This window comes from Williamsia sp. SKLECPSW1 (genome assembly GCF_054332755.1).
In genome coordinates, this window is record NZ_JBTGLI010000001.1 from 3,294,902 (window position 1) to 3,310,777 (window position 15,876).

Genomic DNA, 15,876 nt, shown 5'->3' on the forward strand with positions numbered 1-15,876 from the left:
GAGAGGCAGTCATGACCCCGTCGAGCACCCCGTCCGATCCGATCGGCACGAGCGCGAGCGGTCCCCGTGTCGGACTGATCATGGGCAGCGACTCCGACTGGCCGACGATGGAGGCGGCCGCGATCGCCCTCGCGGAGTTCGACGTCCCGTTCGAGGTCGGTGTCGTCTCGGCCCACCGCACACCACGCAAGATGCTCGACTACGCCGCCGGAGCCGCCGACCGGGGTCTGTCGGTGATCATCGCCGGGGCGGGCGGCGCCGCGCACCTGCCGGGGATGGTCGCCTCCGCGACGGTGCTACCGGTGATCGGCGTCCCCGTGCCGCTCAAGCACTTCGACGGTCTCGACTCGTTGCTGTCCATCGTGCAGATGCCGGCCGGGATCCCCGTCGCGACCGTGTCGGTGGGCGGTGCTCGCAACGCGGGACTCCTCGCGGTGCGGATCCTCGCCACCGGTGACGACGTCCTGCGTGCTCGGCTGGCGGCCTTCGCCCGGGATCTCGAGGCGATGGTGGAGGAGAAGGACGCGGCGCTGCGCCGCACCCTGCTCGGCGACTGACCGCCGGTCGGGCCGGTCGGCTCAGTCCTGCGTCAACAACCGCCGCCGAAACAGGTCGAGCACTTCGTCGAGGGCGGCCCGGGTCGGTTCGCCGGGGGCGTCGACGAGATGCTCGGTGAGGACCGAGTGCGGCGGCATCGGGGAATCCTGTCGCGCCGACGAGTCGGGCAGTTCGATCGCGGTGAACGCATCGCCGAGTTGCTCGCTCAACCACCGGAACCGCTGCGGCGGCGAGATCTTGTCGCCCTCGAACCGCAGCCCGAGCACGGTGAGATCACCCCTGGCGCAGCGGTTCTTCACCGTCGCCAGCTCGTCGGGTGAGATGTCGATGCCTTCCTTCGCCTTCTTGCCGGGCCCGAACGGCAGCGACGGTTGCGACAGCACGGGGGCGATGAGCCGGTCGTCGGCGGCCATCGCCAGGGCGAACCCACCGGTGAAGCACATGCCGACCGCGCCCACACCCGGGCCGCCGCACCGGTCGTGCTCCTGCTTCGCGAGAGCGCGCAACCACGTCGTGACGGGTGAGGACTTCCCGGTCGCGAGGACGGTGAACTCCCGACTGATGCAGGCCGGGACCATCGCCCGTGCCATCGTCGCGAGCGGACCCACGACCGGCGGACCGTCGTAGGGGTCCTTCCCGTCGACCCCGAACATGTGCGGCATCACCGCCGTGCATCCGATGGACGCGACGGTGCGGGCGAAGTCGGCGACGCGCGGCGTGATGCCGGGGATCTCCGAGATGACGATCACCGCCGGCCCGGAGCCCAGGCGGTATACGGGTGCGCTGCGGCCGTGGGCCGCGAACTCGGTGCGCTCGAAGTCGGCGAGTGTGTCGTCGGTCATCGGGTCAGCGTGCCACCGATCGCGCCTCCGTGGGTTCGGTTACCCGTCAGTAACTGTCTGCCGATCGACGGGTTAGCATCGAGAGGACTGCCGAGTCCCCGGCGCACGCCGCCGGACACCCCACCGCGCGGCCGAACAGGAGTGAATGCCATGTCGGGCAACCCGGATTTCGATGTCTTCGCCCTCCCCGAGGAGCACGAGGCGCTGCGTGAGGCGATCCGCGCGTTGTCGGAGAAGGAGATCGAGCCGTTCGCGGCAGAGGTCGACGAGAAGTCGCGGTTCCCCCAGGAGGCGCTCGACGCGCTCAACGCCTCCGGTTTCAACGCGATCCACGTGCCCGAGGAGTTCGGTGGGCAGGGCGCGGACTCGGTCGCGGCGTGCATCGTGATCGAGGAGGTCGCCCGCGTCGACGCGTCGGCGTCGTTGATCCCGGCGGTGAACAAGCTGGGAACGATGGGTCTGATCCTCAACGGTGACGACGAGCTGAAGAAGAAGGTCCTCCCGGACATCGACGGGGGCGCACTGGCCTCCTACGGCCTGTCCGAGCGTGAGGCCGGTTCCGATGCCGCCGCGATGCGGACCCGCGCGAAGAAGACCTCGCAGGGCTGGGTCCTCAACGGCGGCAAGGCGTGGATCACCAACGGCGGCAAGTCGACCTGGTACACGGTGATGGCGGTGACCGACCCCGAGAAGGGCGCCAACGGCATCTCGGCGTTCATGGTCCACAAGGACGATCCCGGGTTCTCGGTCGGCAACCTCGAGCGCAAGCTCGGCATCAAGGGCTCGCCCACGGCGGAGTTGCACTTCGAGAACTGCGAGATCCCCGCCGACCGGATCATCGGTGCCGAGGGGACCGGCTTCAAGACCGCACTGCAGACCCTCGACCACACCCGACCGACCATCGGTGCCCAGGCCGTGGGCATCGCGCAGGGTGCGCTGGACAAGACCATCGAGTACGTCAAGGACCGCAAGCAGTTCGGCAAGTCGATCAGCCAGTTCCAGGGTGTGGAGTTCATGATCGCCGACATGGCGATGAACATCGAGGCGGCCCGGCTGATGGTCTACAGCTCGGCCGCCCGCGCCGAGCGCGGCGAGAAGAACCTGGGCTTCATCTCCTCGGCGTCGAAGTGCTTCGCATCCGACGTCGCGATGAAGGTCACCACCGACGCGGTCCAGCTGTTCGGTGGTGCCGGCTACACCCGTGACTTCCCCGTCGAGCGCATGATGCGTGACGCCAAGATCACCCAGATCTACGAGGGCACCAACCAGATCCAGCGTGTCGTCATGTCCCGCGCACTGCTGCGCTGACGCGTCGGGCGTCGGCGGGCTCTACAGCCCCTTCTTCGCCTGTCGGACGAGTCCGCCGCCGATGATGAGGCGTTGGATCTCACTCGTCCCCTCGTAGAGGCGTAGCAGCCGCACGTCGCGGAAGATGCGTTCGACGGCAACGCCTCTCATGTAGCCGGCACCACCGTGCACCTGGACGGCGGCGTCGGCCACGCGGCCCGCCATCTCGGTGCAGTACAGCTTCGCGACCGACGGTGCGATACGGGTGTCCTCGCCGCTGACGTACTTGCGGGCCGTGTCGCGGACGAGGGCGCGACCGCTCTCGACACCGACGTGACTGTCGGCGAGCAGGGCCTGCACCAGCTGGAAGTCCCCGATCGGCGTACCGCCCTGGCGGGTGGTCGCGGCATGTGCCACCGACTCGTCCAGCGCGCGCTGCGCGCATCCGACGGCGAGGGCCGCGATGTGCACGCGCCCCCTGGCCAGCGACGTCATGGCAGCCCGGTACCCGGCGTCCTCGCTGCCGCCGACGAGGGCCGCGTCGTCGACGACCACACCGTCGAAGAACACCTCCGCGGTCCACGCACCCTCCTGACCCATCGTGGCGTCCTTGGGTCCGACGGTGACGCCCGGTGTGTCCGCCGGGACCAGGAACACCGCGATACCCGTGCCCGATTCGTCGGCCGGTCGCGTCCGGGCGAAGACGAGGAAGAGGTCGGCGACGGGTGCGTTGGTGATGTAGCGTTTCGCACCGTCTATCCGCCAGCCACCGTCCTCACGTGTCGCGCGTGTGGTTAGGCCGGCGGGGTTCGACCCGGCCTCGGACTCGGTGAGCGCGAACGACGCCACCACCTCGCCGGAGGCGATCCGGCTCAGCCAGGTCGAGCGTTGCTCGTCGGTGCCGAAGTGCACGAGGACCTGTCCGGCGATGCCGTTGTTGGTGCCGAACATCGACCGGAGCGCGAGTGATGTGTACCCGAACTCCATCGCGAGTTCGACGTCGTGGGTGAGGTCGAGTCCGAGTCCGCCCCACTCCTGCGGGATCGCATAGCCGAAGAGCCCCATCTCGGCCGCGGCGCGGCGGATCTCGTCGGGAACCCGGTCCTCACGCGCGATCTCGGCCTCGCGGGGGATGACCTCCTTCGCGATGAACGTCCGCACCTGGGTGAGGATCACCCGGAAATCGTCCTCGGTGACCTCTGAGTCCGCCATCCCCGCATCCTCCGGACCGCCTGTCGGGGTGTCAAGGGAGGCTCAGCTGAGCGTGACGGTGACCCGTTCCGCGGCGACGCGACCGCCCGTCGTGGAGGGGTCGGGGTGGGCGACCTGGACGAGGCTCCCACCGACCACCACGGTCGCCAGCAGGTTCGCGACGATGTCGTCGGCGCCGTCCCAGTGTCGGCTCGACAACACCCGTGACGACGACTCGATGCCCGCGGTGACCGCGAATTCTCGCGCGGCGGAGAGCACGTCGTCGACGGTGCGCCCCTGCAGCGCGGTGGGGCCCGCGACGACCGGCGAGAAGGTGTCCGCGTGGACACGGACCGCGGACCCGAAGTCGGTGACGCCGGCGGGCAGGTCGGGCACGGGCATCGCGAACGGGTCCAGCGGGACGGCGATCACCTCGTCGGCGTCGACCCCGTCGATCTCGCCGCGGCCGCAGAACGCCACCGCCGCACCGGTGTCGGCGCCGACGACGACCTCCGCACCCGCCCACCAGATCCCCGCCAGCACGACGAACGTCTGCCAGTGGGCGGGCAGCAGGACCGCGACGCGGTCGCCGGGCATCACGCCCACCTCGTCGCGGAGGAACGACGCCACCTTGGCGGCCCAGTTGGCCGTGGTGACCGCGGACAGCTCCGTGCGCTCGCCAGACGCGTCGTCGTAGAAGGTGATCAGCGGTGCGGATGCGTCGGCACGGGCCCCGAGGATCGCGTCGGTCACGGTCAGTTCACGCATCGTGGTCCCCCTCCGGAGGCGGTGATGGGGGCGGGGGTGCTCGTCGGGGCGGCAGCCGACGAGGCCGACGGGGTCGCGTCCGGCTGCGCGCCGGTGTCGGTGATCGATCCCGGCCCGGTGTAGGAGTCGGTGAGCACCAGTCTCAGGTGATCGGAGGGGACCGACTGGTCGACCCGCACGGGCAGGCCGCCCATCTGCCGGGCGAGGTCGTTCGCCGCGGCGTCCTGGGAGTGCGCGACGACGGCACTGCCGGTGACGGTGCCGCTGTCGTCGGTGCTGGTCGTGCCCCTCGCGTACCCGCGCGTGGTCGCGATGGTCGAGACGTTCGACGCGAGTCCGTCGACCGACCCCGCGTTGACCACGTCGACGGTGTACGCCGAGCGGTCGAGACCGCCGGTGGGCTTTTTCAGCAGGCTCGCCGTGAACCGGTGCACGGCAGCGGGATCGACGTCGACCACGGACTGCTGTCCGTCGTCGCTCCATCCCTGCTCGTTCGCCACCGGGATCGTCGCGAACCGCACCTTGCCGCCGGAGAGGTCCTTGAGCTGCTCGACGAACTTGAGGATGTCCCAGTTGCTGTCGATGACGATGGACCGCTTGACGGCGTCCTGCAGGGACGCCAGTTTGGACGGATCGGTGAGGGTGCCCGCCGACAGGACCTTCTGCGCGAGCGATGCCATGAACACCTGCTGACGCACGATGCGGTCGAGGTCACCGCGGGGCAGATCGTGGCGTTGACGCACGAAGCTGAGGGCCTGCGCGCCGTCGAGGGTCTGCGGCCCGGCGCGGAAGTGCGCTCCGGACAACGGTTCGTCGACCGGATTGCGCAGGCACACGTTCACACCGTCGACGGCGTCGGTGAGCAGCACGAACCCGACGAGACCGATCTCCGCGTAGTGGTCGACCGTGACGCCGGTGAGGTTCGCGACGGTGGTGATGAGCGCCTGGCGGCCGGCCTCGGTGGCCTCCTTCTCCGCCTGCGCCTCGGGGGTGCCCGCCTCGACGAGGGCCTCACGCCGGGCCTCCCGGGTGGAGCCGTACGCGGAGTTGATCTTGGTCTTGCCGATACCGGGGACGTCGACGTAAGAGTCGCGGGGGATGGAGATCGCCGTCGCCGACGACCCGTCGTTGGGCACCCGGATCAACAGGATGGTGTCGGTGTTGGTCGCGACCTCATCGCCGGCGTGCAGCTTCGCCTGCTCCGCGGGGGAGAGCGGGTTGCCCTGCGCGTCCGTGCGGGAGTCGGTCCCGACGAGCAGGATGTCCACCGCCCCGTCTGTCCCGGTGCCGAGCCCGAGGCCGCCCAGTCGCGTCACGTTCTGTTCCAGGGACGTCACGCTGTTCCACGCGTATCCCGTCACCACCAGGACCGCGACGGACGCCAGCGCGGCGATGATCCGGCCCGCGGCGGGACGGCGTCGTCCGCCGGTCGGGGGTGTCGTGGGCGGGGCAGGGGGAGGGGTCCGGTCGTCGGACGCAGCTCGCGGGCGCCGTGCCGCCCGCGGGGCGGGTGTGGCCGACGGTGCGTTCCCGGGAGCGGTGGCAGCTCGGGACGGACGGCCCGAGGGCGACCGTCCCGCGGCGGGCCGGCCACCCGGCGCCGAGGTGCCGGGTGGGGTGCGGTGAATACCGGGTGCCCGTCGGGTCGGTTCACCCCGACCGCGGCCGGGGGCACGCTCGCCCGCGTCGGCGCGTCGGCGGCCGCGCTCACCGGGTGGCTCCAGCACCTGCCGTTCTCCTCGTGATGTCGCGTGGCCCCGGACGTCGGGGCCGAGATGGTCGACCGCGGCGTCCCTGTCGGCGAGTTCCGCGCAGTGCGGGGACTGTCGCCGTCTGACAGGCTACGGGCCGGGGAGGGCCGGATCCGGGATGCGCTCGGGCGCGTCGGATGTGGCCGATGTGACGGATGGGGAGGATGAGCTGGTGAGCGTGGCCCTGCCGGAACTGGTCGTGATCGGTGCCCGTGGACAGGTGGGTCGGCTTCTCGTGGCCGCCGCGCCGGCCGCCCGCGCCCTCGGCAGTGCCGACGTCGACATCACCGACCCCGCGGCCGTCGACCGGGTCCTGGCCGGACTGTCCGAGGACTCCGTGGTCGTGAACTGCGCGGCGCACACGGCCGTGGACGCCGCGGAGACCGACGTCGCGGCCGCCGAGCAGATCAACGTGACCGGGCCGGCGAACCTGGCGCGGGCCACCGCGGCCGCAGGGGCGCGTCTCGTCCACATCTCGACGGACTACGTGTTCGACGGGTCGCGACCCGCCGGCGGCCGACGTCGTCCCCTCGAGCCCGACGACCTCGACGCCCGCACGCGACCGGCGTCGGTGTACGGCCGCACGAAACTCGACGGCGAACGTGCGGCCCGGGCGGCGGATCCCCGCACCACGGTCGTCCGGACCGCATGGGTCTACACCGGAGCGGCCGGCGGGACGGACTTCGTCGCGACGATGCGCCGACTGGAGGCGCACCGTGAGACGGTGTCCGTCGTCGACGACCAGATCGGGTCGCCCACCTACGCGCGAGACCTCGCCGACGCGCTGCTCGCGGTCGCCGCGAGGCCGTCCACGGCGGGGGCGACACTGCACGCCACCAACGCCGGTGCGTGCAGTTGGTTCGAGCTGGCCCGCGCCGTCTTCGCGGGGATCGGCGCCGACCCCGACCGGGTGCGGCCGACCACCACCGCGGACTTCCCGCGTCCCGCGCCGCGACCGGCGTGGTCGGTGCTGTCCGGGCGGTCGTGGACGGACGCCGGGCTGCCGGCGCTGCGCGACTGGCGTGACGCACTCACCGCAGCGCTGGCCGCGGACGGTGTCCCCACGTCGCAGAACTGACGGCACCGGCCCGGCGGGGTGGCGCCGGTGCACCGACCCCTTTCGTTACCCTTGCCCGGTGATCGAGCAGGGCCGGACCGGCGACGATGCGACCCCCACCGACGACACGGTCGCCGTCGTGACGGTCACCTACTCCTCCGGTGAGCACCTGCACGCCTTCCTCGCCAGCCTCGAGACCGCGACGGTCGGGTCGCCGCGGGTGGTCATCGCCGACAACGGGTCCACCGACGGGTCGCTCGAGGAGGCGCAACGCGCCCACCCCGACGTGACGGTGCTGCACACCGGGGCGAACATCGGTTACGGGGCCGCCGCGAATCGTGGTGTCGCCGAGATCGATCCGTCGGTCGAGTTCGTCGTCGTCGCGAATCCGGACGTCGAGTGGCGCCCCGGCAGCATCGACGAACTCGTCGCCGTCGCGCGCAGGCACCCGCGGGCCGGCTCGATCGGCCCTCTCATCCGCGAGCCCGACGGGTCCGTCTACCCGTCCGCGCGCAGCGTCCCGGACCTGGTGTCCGGCACGGGGCACGCCCTCGCCGGACTGGTCTGGAAGAACAACCCGTGGACCGCGTCCTACCGCCACCTCGACGAGGAGATCGGCGAACGCACCGTCGGGTGGCTGTCGGGGTCGTGTCTGCTGTTGCGACGCAGCGCCTTCGACTCGGTGAACGGATTCGACTCCCGGTACTTCATGTACATGGAGGACGTCGACCTCGGTGACCGCCTCGGGCGCGCGGGGTGGCTGAACGTCTACGCGCCGTCGGCCGAGATCATCCACCGCAAGGGACATGTCGCCGGCGCCGACCCGGAGGCGATGCTGCCGGCACACCACCGCAGCGCGTACCGCTTCCAGGCCGACCGCCACCCCGGCCCGGCGTGGGCCCCGCTCCGGGGGGCGTTGGCGGTCGGCCTCTGGGTGCGGTCCAAGGCGACCGTCGCGGCGGCGCGCCGCCGGTCCGGCGGATCCCGGCGTGGCGCCGCGCCGACCCGCGGGGGTCCCGTCGCCTAGGGTTCTGACCGGGACCGCTGACCAGCCCACCACCGCGATGCCGAGGGAGACGTAGTGACCGACACCGACGAGAGCCGGCGGGAGCGGCCCGTGCAGGCGGTGATCCTGGTGGGCGGCAAGGGGACCCGGCTGCGTCCGCTCACCCTCTCGGCACCCAAGCCGATGCTGCCGACCGCGGGTGTCCCGTTCCTGACCCACATGCTGTCGCGGATCGCCGCCGCGGGGATCACCGAGGTCGTCCTCGGCACGTCGTTCAAGGCGGAGGTGTTCGAGCAACACTTCGGCGACGGTTCGGCGCTGGGGCTGTCGATCACCTACGTGACGGAGACCGAACCGCTGGGCACCGGCGGTGCGATCCGCAACGTGCTGCCCGCCCTCACCGCCGACACGATCCTGGTGTTCAACGGTGACGTGTTGAGCGGTACAGACGTCCGCGCCGTGCTGGACACCCACCACTCGTCCGGCGCCGACGTCACCCTGCACCTCGTCCGCGTCGGCGACCCGCGAGCGTTCGGGTGCGTCCCGACCGACGACGACGGTCGCGTGACCGCGTTCCTCGAGAAGACCCAGGATCCGCCGACCGACCAGATCAACGCCGGCTGCTACGTGTTCCGGCGCTCGGTGATCGAGGAGATCGACGCCGACCGGCCGGTCTCGGTCGAGCGGGAGGTCTTCCCGTCCCTGCTCACGCACGGTCGGCACGTCCAGGGACATGTCGACTCCGGCTACTGGCGCGACATGGGGACGCCGGAGGACTTCGTCCGCGGCTCGGCCGATCTCGTCCGGGGCATCGCGCCGTCGCCCGCACTGTCCGGTCACCGGGGTGAGTCCCTGGTCCACGAGGGGGCGGGTGTCGCACCCGGTGCCGTGCTCGTCGGCGGCACGGTCGTCGGTCGCGGCGCGGAGGTCGGTGCGCGCGCCCGTCTCGACGGTGCGGTCGTCTTCGACGGCGCCGTCATCGAGGCCGGCGCGGTCGTCGAGCGCAGCATCATCGGCGCCGGGGCGCGTATCGGGCCGCGCGCACTCATCCGCGACGGTGTGATCGGCGACGGTGCGGACATCGGCGCGCGATGCGAACTGCTGCGGGGCGCGCGTGTGTGGCCCGGGGTGACCCTTCCCGACGGCGGCGTGCGGTTCTCCACCGACGTCTGATGTCCGCGACCACCGGCCCACCCGCAGGCCACACCCCGTCGTGGTCGAGGTTCGTCGCCGTCGGCGACTCGTTCCCCGAGGGGGTCGGTGACACCGATCCCGACCTCCCCAACGGTGTCCGCGGCTGGGCCGATCGCGTCGCGGACATCCTCGCGCGGTCCGCGGCGCTGCGGGGGTACGGACCTGTCCGCTACGCGAACCTGGCGGTCCGCGGGAAGGTCCTCGACGAGGTCGTCGCCGACCAGACCGCCCCCGTGCGTGCGCTCGGGCCCGATCTGGTCGCGGTCTGCGCCGGCGCGAACGATCTCCTGCGACCGTCGGTCGACATCGACGACCTGATGGCCCGCTACGACGCGCTGCTCGGCGACCTCGCGTCCACCGGGGCCACCGTGCTCACCTTCACCGCCTTCGACACCGCCCGACGGCCCTTGTTCGCCGCGCTGCGCGGGCGGTTCGCCATCTACAACGAACTCCTCCGCGAGATCGTCGAGCGCCGCGACCTGCTGCTCGTCGACTTCTGGCGGCTGCGCGAGTTCTCCGACCGCCGCATGTGGGAGTTCGACCGGATGCACCTCGCACCGGAGGGACATCACCAGATGGCGGTCCGCGTCGCCGAGACGCTCGGTGTCGAGCACGGGTTGGCCCACACCACCTGGGGGCCGGCCGAGAAGCTGTCGCCGGGAGCGCGACGCAAGGACGACCGCCGTTGGGTCACGCGGGAGGCGGCGCCCTGGATCGGTCGCCGACTGCGCGGGGTGTCCCGCGGTGACGACCTCTCACCGAGGTTCCCGGACTGGGTCGAGGTGCTCCCGCCACGACCGGTCGCGGCGTCGGGGGCGTCCGGCGTCACCGCCGGCTGATCAGTCCTCGGGCGGTGTCGCCGCACGCGCGGCGGCGAGGAGTCCGCGGCCGAGGGGGATGACCACCGGCAGCAGACCGTCGTTCTCGGAGATCTGCAGCGCGGCCTGACGGGCCGCGGCGGTCTCGGGGTCGGTCTGCGACGGGTCGGCGATGCGACCGTCTGCGGTCGCGTTGTGCACCAGCAGCAGCCCGCCGGACCGCAGCAGGCGCAGTCCCTCGGTGACGTAGAGCGGTTGGTCGATGACGGGTCCGTCGACGAACACCACGTCGTAGGAGTCGTCGGCGAGCTTGGTCAGCACGTCCGCGGCGCGTCCGTTGATCAGGCGTGTGCGCGATCCGGTGATGCCGGCGGCGGTGAACGCCGAGCGCGCAGCGCGCTGGTGTTCGGTGTCGGGGTCGATGGTGGTGAGCACGCCGTCGGGACGCATCCCACCGAGCAGCCACAGACCGCTGACCCCGGCGCCGGTGCCGATCTCGACCACGGACCGCGCGTCGACGAGACGTGCGAGCAGGCACAACGTCGCGCCGACGGCGGGCGACACCGAATGCGCGCCGAGTTCGACGGCACGTTCGCGGGCGGCGAGGAGGGCGGCGTCCTCGGCGATCGCGGACTCGGCGTACGCGGACAGCGATCCCGGGTCGGGGGCCGATCCGGGGCCGGCAGGAGTCGGGGGATCGGGCGTGGTCGGCACGGCTCGACCCTAGCTGGGGAGCCCCGCCACGAGGGGCCCGCCACACCGCCGCGGCCCGTGGCAGACCGCCGCGCCACCTTCTCAGCCAAACCTCAGGCCACTCATACGGCTGCCACACCCCGATCGGAGAGAGTCTGAGCCATACGGAGCGCCGCGCGCATCGTCCGGCATGGGCGGTTCGCCGGATCCGGAACATCTCCCGGCCCCCGGGGGTTGTGCCGGACACGCTCCGACACGAGAGGAAGTGGAGCAGCGCCGATGACGCCATCGCCCAGCCCGACCCGCACACCCCAGGTCCTGGACCCGCGTGCGGACGCGACCGTGGACACCACCCCCGAGGTCGACTCCCCGGTCGGGACGGCCCGCTTCGACGAGACCGGTGACTCGTCGCTGATGCCGTCGTGGGACGAGCTGGTCCGGGAGCACGCCGATCGCGTCTACCGCCTCGCCTACCGGCTGTCCGGCAATCAGCACGACGCCGAGGACCTCACGCAGGAGACCTTCATCCGGGTCTTCCGATCCCTCTCGAACTACCGGCCCGGCACCTTCGAGGGCTGGCTGCACCGCATCACGACCAACCTGTTCCTCGACATGGTGCGTCGGCGCGCCAAGATCCGCATGGAGGCCCTCCCCGACGACAGCGAGCGGGTCCCGGGCAGCGCCCCGGACCCGGGACGGGTCTTCGACGACGCACACCTCGACCCCGACCTGCAGGCCGCCCTGGACGCGTTGGCACCGGAGTTCCGCGCCGCGGTCGTCCTGTGTGACGTCGAGGGTCTGTCGTACGAGGAGATCGCCGCGACGCTGGGGGTCAAGCTCGGCACGGTCCGCAGCCGCATCCATCGCGGTCGTCAGGCCATCCGCGACCACCTCGCCCGGGCCGGGCACACCAGCGGCCGCTCCGTCGCCGCATCGGTCTGACCCGGTCGGGAACCCGGACCGGCCACCGGTCGTTGACCCCGTGGCCGACGACCGGTGACTGCTTTCCGGCGGCGGCCCGCCCACCGGTGATTCGCTATGGTGGGCGCCAGCGCACCGTCGCCCGGTCACCCGGCGACACCGACGACGCCGGAAGGAGCCAGACGTGGTGTTCGATCCCCGATCGCGTGCGGACCGCCCCCGTCCGGATCGTCGCACCGCCGACCTCCCCGGATCCACGGTGCACGGTCCCGCGCGACCGCCCGAGTTCGCGCCCACCGACCATCTCGCCTCCGAGGCGATCGCGGCCTTCGTCGACGGCGAACTGAGATTCGCCGCCCACATGCGTGCGGCTCGGCACCTCGCCCTGTGCGCGGACTGCGCGGCGGAGGTCGAGGCGCAGGGCACCGCCCGCGCGGCGTTGCGGACCTCCGGCGCCGTCACCACACCACTGGAACTCCTCGGCCAGCTCTCGCAGATCCCGACCCGCGAGATCGACTTGCGTGACGCGCGGGCCCGCTCCGCTCGTCGCGGTCCGCTGTCGGCGCCGGGCTTCCCCGTCCACCGTCCCCACCGGCGGCGCGGTCGGTGACCGATCCCGACCGTCGCGACGTCACCGACAGTGACGCCGCCGGGCCCGATCGTGGCTCGCCCCGAGTCCTCGACGCCGACGCCGCAGCGGTCTTCGGCCGCCCCCGCGGTGTCCAGGGGTCGTTCGCCGCGCCGGAGCAGGAGCGCGCTCGACCCCGTCAGCCCGTCACCGCCCCGCCCGATCCCGTCCTGCGGGAGGCGTTCTCGCGCCCGCCGGACGCCTCCGACTCACTCGGCCGTGACCCGTACGCGCGCTACGGCAGCACCGACGACGAGCCCGAGGTGGCCGACCCGTGGCGCGATCCGGGCAGCGTCGCCGCACTCGACAGACCCGCGCTCCAGACCCCGCAGGCGCCCGAGCCGACCGTGCCCGGCCACCGGCTCGGGGTCCGCGAACTGCTCTTCGACCGGTTGGTCAGCCGCCGGGCCCTCGTGGTGCTCGCGGTGGTCGCGCTCGCCGTCGGCGCACTCGGCGGGCTGATCGGTCGGTACACCGCCGAGGTCGTCCCGCCGTTGCACTCGAACACGGTCTCGCTGCGTCAGACCGAGTCGTCACCCGACGCCCGGCGCGGTGCCGTCGCCGACGTCGCCCGCGCCGTGGAGGACGCGGTCGTCGCGATCACCGTGCGCACGTCGGGAGCCGTCGGCACGGGTTCGGGTGTGGTGCTCGACAAGCAGGGCTACATCATCACGAACAACCACGTGATCTCGCTCGCCGCGACGCAACGCGCGACCCTGGAGGTCACGTTCTCCGATCGTCAGCGGGTGCCCGCGCGCATCGTCGGCCGTGACACGAAGACCGACCTCGCCGTCATCAAGGTCGACGGCGTCGACAACCTCACGGTCGCCTCCCTCGGCAACTCGTCGGATGTGGTGATCGGCGAGCAGGTCGTCGCGTTCGGCTCCCCGCTCGGTCTCGACCGCACGGTGACCAGCGGCATCGTCAGCGCCACCGGCCGCGCGGTCCCGCTTCGCCCCGACGAGACGTCCGACACCGACGCGGTGATCGACGCCATCCAGACCGATGCCGCGATCAACCCCGGCAACTCCGGCGGTCCGCTCGTCGACGACGACGCGAAGGTCATCGGCATCAACACGGCCCGGGCCGACTCCGGTGGCGGATCGTTCGGGTTGGGGTTCGCCATACCGATCGACGAGGCCCGTGAGGTGGCACAGGAACTCATCCGCGACGGTCGGGCCACCCATGCCCAGATCGGCGTCTCGGCCAGCTCGGTCCGCAACGACCGCGTGCTCGGTGCCCAGGTCCGCAACATCGTCGCCGGATCGCCGGCTGCGTCGGCCGGACTGCGGGAGGGCGACGTGGTGACCGAGTTCGACGGGCGTCCGATCGACGGCGCCGACGAGCTGACCGTCGCGGCCCGCACCGCGACGATCGGCAAGGCGGTGCCGTTCTCCTACTGGCGCGACGGGCGCACGTTCACCGGGACCATCACGCCCACCGCCGACTGAGTACCCTGCAAGGGTGTTCTCGAGCATCGGATGGGGCGAACTGCTCGTCCTCCTGGTCGCAGGCCTGGTCATCCTGGGGCCCGACCGTCTACCGGACGCGGTGCAGTGGACCATGCGGTCGCTCAAGCAGGTCCGGGACTACGCCTCCGGCGCGACCAACCAGCTCAAGGAGGACCTCGGCCCGGACTTCGAGGATTTCCGGAAGCCGCTGGCCGACCTCAACGAGCTGCGCGGCATGACACCGCGGTCGTTGATCACCAAACACCTGCTCGACGGCGACGACTCCTTCTTCACCGGCGACTTCGACGGCCGTGCCTCGGACGGGGTGACCCGCATCAAACCGGTGTCGGCACCGATGCCGGAGGTCAACCCGACCCCTGCGCCGTCGCTCACCGTGGACACCCCCGACGAGCCGCCCTCGCTGACGAAGGGTCCCGCCCCGACGTCGCAGCCCGGATCGCGGCCCCGCCGGACGGGCCGGCCGGACGTCGCGGACTGGGACGCCACCTGAGGCGGTCGCCGTCAGACGTTGCGGGTGGTGTCGATCCCCAGGCTCATCCCGGCGAGCCCGCGCCGCCGGACGGCGAGGCGTTCGGCGACGCCGCGGAGAGCCGCACCGGCCGGTGAGTCGGGGTGGGACAACACGAGCGGCATGCCGCTGTCCCCGCCGACGCGCAGGTCGGTCTCGAGGGGGATCTGCCCGAGCAGTTCGACCGGGGCGCCGACCGAGCGCGTCAGGCGCTCGGCGACGAGCGCGCCGCCACCCGAGCCGAAGGGCTCCATCCGCGTCCCGTCGGGCAGTTCCATCCAGGACATGTTCTCCACGACGCCGACGATCTTCTGCCGGGTCTGCAGCGCGATCGCGCCCGCCCGCTCGGCCACTTCGGCCGCGGCCTGCTGTGGCGTGGTGACCACGAGGATCTCCGCACCCGGGATCAGCTGGGCGATGGAGATCGCGACGTCGCCGGTGCCCGGCGGGAGGTCGAGCAACAGGACGTCGAGGTCACCCCAGTAGACGTCGGCCAGGAACTGCTGCAACGCACGGTGCAACATCGGTCCGCGCCACACGACCGGGGTGTTGCCCTTGGTGAACTGGGCGATCGAGATGAACCGGACGCCGTGCGCGATCGGCGGCATGATCATCTTCTCGACCTGCGTCGGTGCGGCGTCGTTGCCCATCATGCGGGGCACCGAGTGGCCGTAGATGTCGGCGTCGAGTACGCCGACGGACAGACCGCGATCGGCGAGCGCGGCCGCGAGGTTGACCGTCACGCTGGACTTCCCGACGCCACCCTTGCCCGAGGCCACGGCGTAGACACGGGTCAGCGACCCGGGCTGGGCGAAGGGGATCACGGGCTCCGCGCGGTCGCCGCGCAGGCTCTTGCGCAGCTCGGTGCGTTGCGCATCGTCCATCACGTCGAGCTCGACGCGCACGGCGCCGACGCCGGCGACGTCGGACGCAGCGGTGGTCACACGCTCGGTGATCTCGGTGCGCAGCGGGCATCCCGACGTCGTCAGGTAGATACCGATGTCGACGCTGCCGTCGTCGGCCACGGTCACCGACTTGACCATGCCGAGTTCGGTGATCGGTTTGCCGATCTCGGGGTCGTTCACCTTGCCCAGGGCCGTGCGGATCGCCGATTCGGTGTCGGCGGCGGGCCGCCGGTCGACGTCACGGCGTGTGTCGTCAGTCATCGCGACCAGGGTATCC

At 71.7% G+C, this 15,876-nt stretch carries 16 protein-coding genes; 10 read left to right on the forward strand and 6 right to left on the reverse strand.

Features of this window, described 5'->3' with window-relative positions; genetic code table 11:
- Positions 1 to 11: 11 nt before the first annotated feature.
- Positions 12 to 557 carry a 5-(carboxyamino)imidazole ribonucleotide mutase gene (purE, locus tag ACXVUM_RS15495; protein WP_458522661.1) on the forward strand — a complete coding sequence of 182 codons (546 nt, stop codon included), beginning with the start codon at positions 12 to 14 and terminating at the stop codon, positions 555 to 557.
- Between the two features lie 21 nt (positions 558 to 578).
- Here purE and ACXVUM_RS15500 read toward each other — a convergent pair whose 3' ends face one another.
- Positions 579 to 1,400 carry a dienelactone hydrolase family protein gene (locus ACXVUM_RS15500; RefSeq protein ID WP_458522662.1) on the reverse strand — a complete coding sequence of 274 codons (822 nt, stop codon included), beginning with the start codon at positions 1,398 to 1,400 and terminating at the stop codon, positions 579 to 581.
- A 150-nt stretch (positions 1,401 to 1,550) separates the two neighbouring features.
- Here ACXVUM_RS15500 and ACXVUM_RS15505 point away from each other — a divergent pair, with 150 nt between their 5' ends.
- Positions 1,551 to 2,708 carry an acyl-CoA dehydrogenase gene (locus tag ACXVUM_RS15505; protein WP_458522663.1) on the forward strand — a complete coding sequence of 386 codons (1,158 nt, stop codon included), beginning with the start codon at positions 1,551 to 1,553 and terminating at the stop codon, positions 2,706 to 2,708.
- Positions 2,709 to 2,729: 21 nt separating this feature from the next.
- On the opposite strand, the gene ACXVUM_RS15510 is transcribed toward ACXVUM_RS15505, so the two are convergent.
- From ACXVUM_RS15510 to ACXVUM_RS15520, 3 genes are read right to left on the reverse strand one after another with little or no spacing between them, the layout of a single operon-like run.
- Positions 2,730 to 3,899: an acyl-CoA dehydrogenase family protein gene (locus tag ACXVUM_RS15510; RefSeq protein ID WP_458522664.1), complete on the reverse strand. Its 1,170-nt coding sequence runs from the start codon at positions 3,897 to 3,899 to the stop codon at positions 2,730 to 2,732.
- Between the two features lie 42 nt (positions 3,900 to 3,941).
- Positions 3,942 to 4,637 carry a TIGR03089 family protein gene (locus ACXVUM_RS15515; RefSeq protein WP_458522897.1) on the reverse strand — a complete coding sequence of 232 codons (696 nt, stop codon included), beginning with the start codon at positions 4,635 to 4,637 and terminating at the stop codon, positions 3,942 to 3,944.
- Positions 4,634 to 6,373 (reverse strand): LCP family protein, encoded by a 1,740-nt coding sequence (locus ACXVUM_RS15520; protein WP_458522665.1) that lies wholly within the window; start codon positions 6,371 to 6,373, stop codon positions 4,634 to 4,636. Before ACXVUM_RS15520 ends, ACXVUM_RS15515 begins: the two co-directional genes overlap by 4 nt.
- Positions 6,374 to 6,515: 142 nt before the next feature.
- On the opposite strand from ACXVUM_RS15520, the gene rfbD reads away from it, so the two are divergent.
- Genes rfbD through ACXVUM_RS15540 form a run of 4 tightly spaced genes read left to right on the forward strand, consistent with a single transcriptional unit; the run spans position 6,516 to position 10,493 of the window.
- Positions 6,516 to 7,475 (forward strand): dTDP-4-dehydrorhamnose reductase, encoded by a 960-nt coding sequence (rfbD, locus tag ACXVUM_RS15525; protein ID WP_458522666.1) that lies wholly within the window; start codon positions 6,516 to 6,518, stop codon positions 7,473 to 7,475.
- 58 nt (positions 7,476 to 7,533) lie between these two features.
- Positions 7,534 to 8,481, forward strand: coding sequence for a glycosyltransferase family 2 protein (locus ACXVUM_RS15530; RefSeq protein WP_458522667.1), 948 nt, complete (start codon positions 7,534 to 7,536; stop codon positions 8,479 to 8,481).
- 54 nt (positions 8,482 to 8,535) lie between these two features.
- A complete protein-coding gene (gene manB, locus ACXVUM_RS15535; protein WP_458522668.1) occupies positions 8,536 to 9,633 on the forward strand; it encodes a mannose-1-phosphate guanylyltransferase in 1,098 nt (365 codons plus the stop codon).
- A complete protein-coding gene (locus tag ACXVUM_RS15540) occupies positions 9,633 to 10,493 on the forward strand; it encodes an SGNH/GDSL hydrolase family protein (protein ID WP_458522669.1) in 861 nt (286 codons plus the stop codon). The genes manB and ACXVUM_RS15540 overlap by 1 nt, the downstream gene beginning before the upstream one ends.
- Here the strand turns inward: ACXVUM_RS15540 and ACXVUM_RS15545 are convergent, their stop codons facing one another.
- Positions 10,494 to 11,186: an O-methyltransferase gene (locus ACXVUM_RS15545; RefSeq protein ID WP_458522670.1), complete on the reverse strand. Its 693-nt coding sequence runs from the start codon at positions 11,184 to 11,186 to the stop codon at positions 10,494 to 10,496.
- A gap of 258 nt (positions 11,187 to 11,444) precedes the next feature.
- Here ACXVUM_RS15545 and sigE point away from each other — a divergent pair, with 258 nt between their 5' ends.
- The 4 genes from sigE (at position 11,445) to tatB (ending at position 14,676) form a co-directional block, all read left to right on the forward strand.
- Positions 11,445 to 12,107: an RNA polymerase sigma factor SigE gene (sigE, locus tag ACXVUM_RS15550; protein ID WP_458522671.1), complete on the forward strand. Its 663-nt coding sequence runs from the start codon at positions 11,445 to 11,447 to the stop codon at positions 12,105 to 12,107.
- 163 nt (positions 12,108 to 12,270) lie between these two features.
- Entirely contained in the window at positions 12,271 to 12,696 is a 426-nt protein-coding gene (locus tag ACXVUM_RS15555) for a hypothetical protein (RefSeq protein ID WP_458522672.1), read from the forward strand.
- Positions 12,693 to 14,165 (forward strand): S1C family serine protease, encoded by a 1,473-nt coding sequence (locus ACXVUM_RS15560; RefSeq protein ID WP_458522673.1) that lies wholly within the window; start codon positions 12,693 to 12,695, stop codon positions 14,163 to 14,165. Before ACXVUM_RS15555 ends, ACXVUM_RS15560 begins: the two co-directional genes overlap by 4 nt.
- Positions 14,166 to 14,178: 13 nt before the next feature.
- The gene (tatB, locus tag ACXVUM_RS15565) at positions 14,179 to 14,676 is read left to right on the forward strand and encodes a Sec-independent protein translocase protein TatB (protein WP_458522674.1); all 498 of its coding nucleotides are present in this window, start codon (positions 14,179 to 14,181) and stop codon (positions 14,674 to 14,676) included.
- An 11-nt stretch (positions 14,677 to 14,687) separates the two neighbouring features.
- Here tatB and ACXVUM_RS15570 read toward each other — a convergent pair whose 3' ends face one another.
- The gene (locus ACXVUM_RS15570) at positions 14,688 to 15,860 is read right to left on the reverse strand and encodes an Mrp/NBP35 family ATP-binding protein (RefSeq protein ID WP_458522675.1); all 1,173 of its coding nucleotides are present in this window, start codon (positions 15,858 to 15,860) and stop codon (positions 14,688 to 14,690) included.
- Positions 15,861 to 15,876: the final 16 nt, after the last annotated feature.

What these genes read in the sequence shown, in the direction of transcription:
- ACXVUM_RS15510 (WP_458522664.1), bottom strand. Translation starts at nt 3,899, where the DNA reads ATGGCGGACTCAGAGGTCACCGAGGACGATTTCCGGGTGATCCTCACC.
- ACXVUM_RS15500 (WP_458522662.1), bottom strand. Translation starts at nt 1,400, where the DNA reads ATGACCGACGACACACTCGCCGACTTCGAGCGCACCGAGTTCGCGGCC.
- ACXVUM_RS15505 (WP_458522663.1), top strand. Translation starts at nt 1,551, where the DNA reads ATGTCGGGCAACCCGGATTTCGATGTCTTCGCCCTCCCCGAGGAGCAC.
- ACXVUM_RS15540 (WP_458522669.1), top strand. Translation starts at nt 9,633, where the DNA reads ATGTCCGCGACCACCGGCCCACCCGCAGGCCACACCCCGTCGTGGTCG.
- sigE (WP_458522671.1), top strand. Translation starts at nt 11,445, where the DNA reads ATGACGCCATCGCCCAGCCCGACCCGCACACCCCAGGTCCTGGACCCG.
- ACXVUM_RS15570 (WP_458522675.1), bottom strand. Translation starts at nt 15,860, where the DNA reads ATGACTGACGACACACGCCGTGACGTCGACCGGCGGCCCGCCGCCGAC.
- rfbD (WP_458522666.1), top strand. Translation starts at nt 6,516, where the DNA reads ATGCGCTCGGGCGCGTCGGATGTGGCCGATGTGACGGATGGGGAGGAT.
- purE (WP_458522661.1), top strand. Translation starts at nt 12, where the DNA reads ATGACCCCGTCGAGCACCCCGTCCGATCCGATCGGCACGAGCGCGAGC.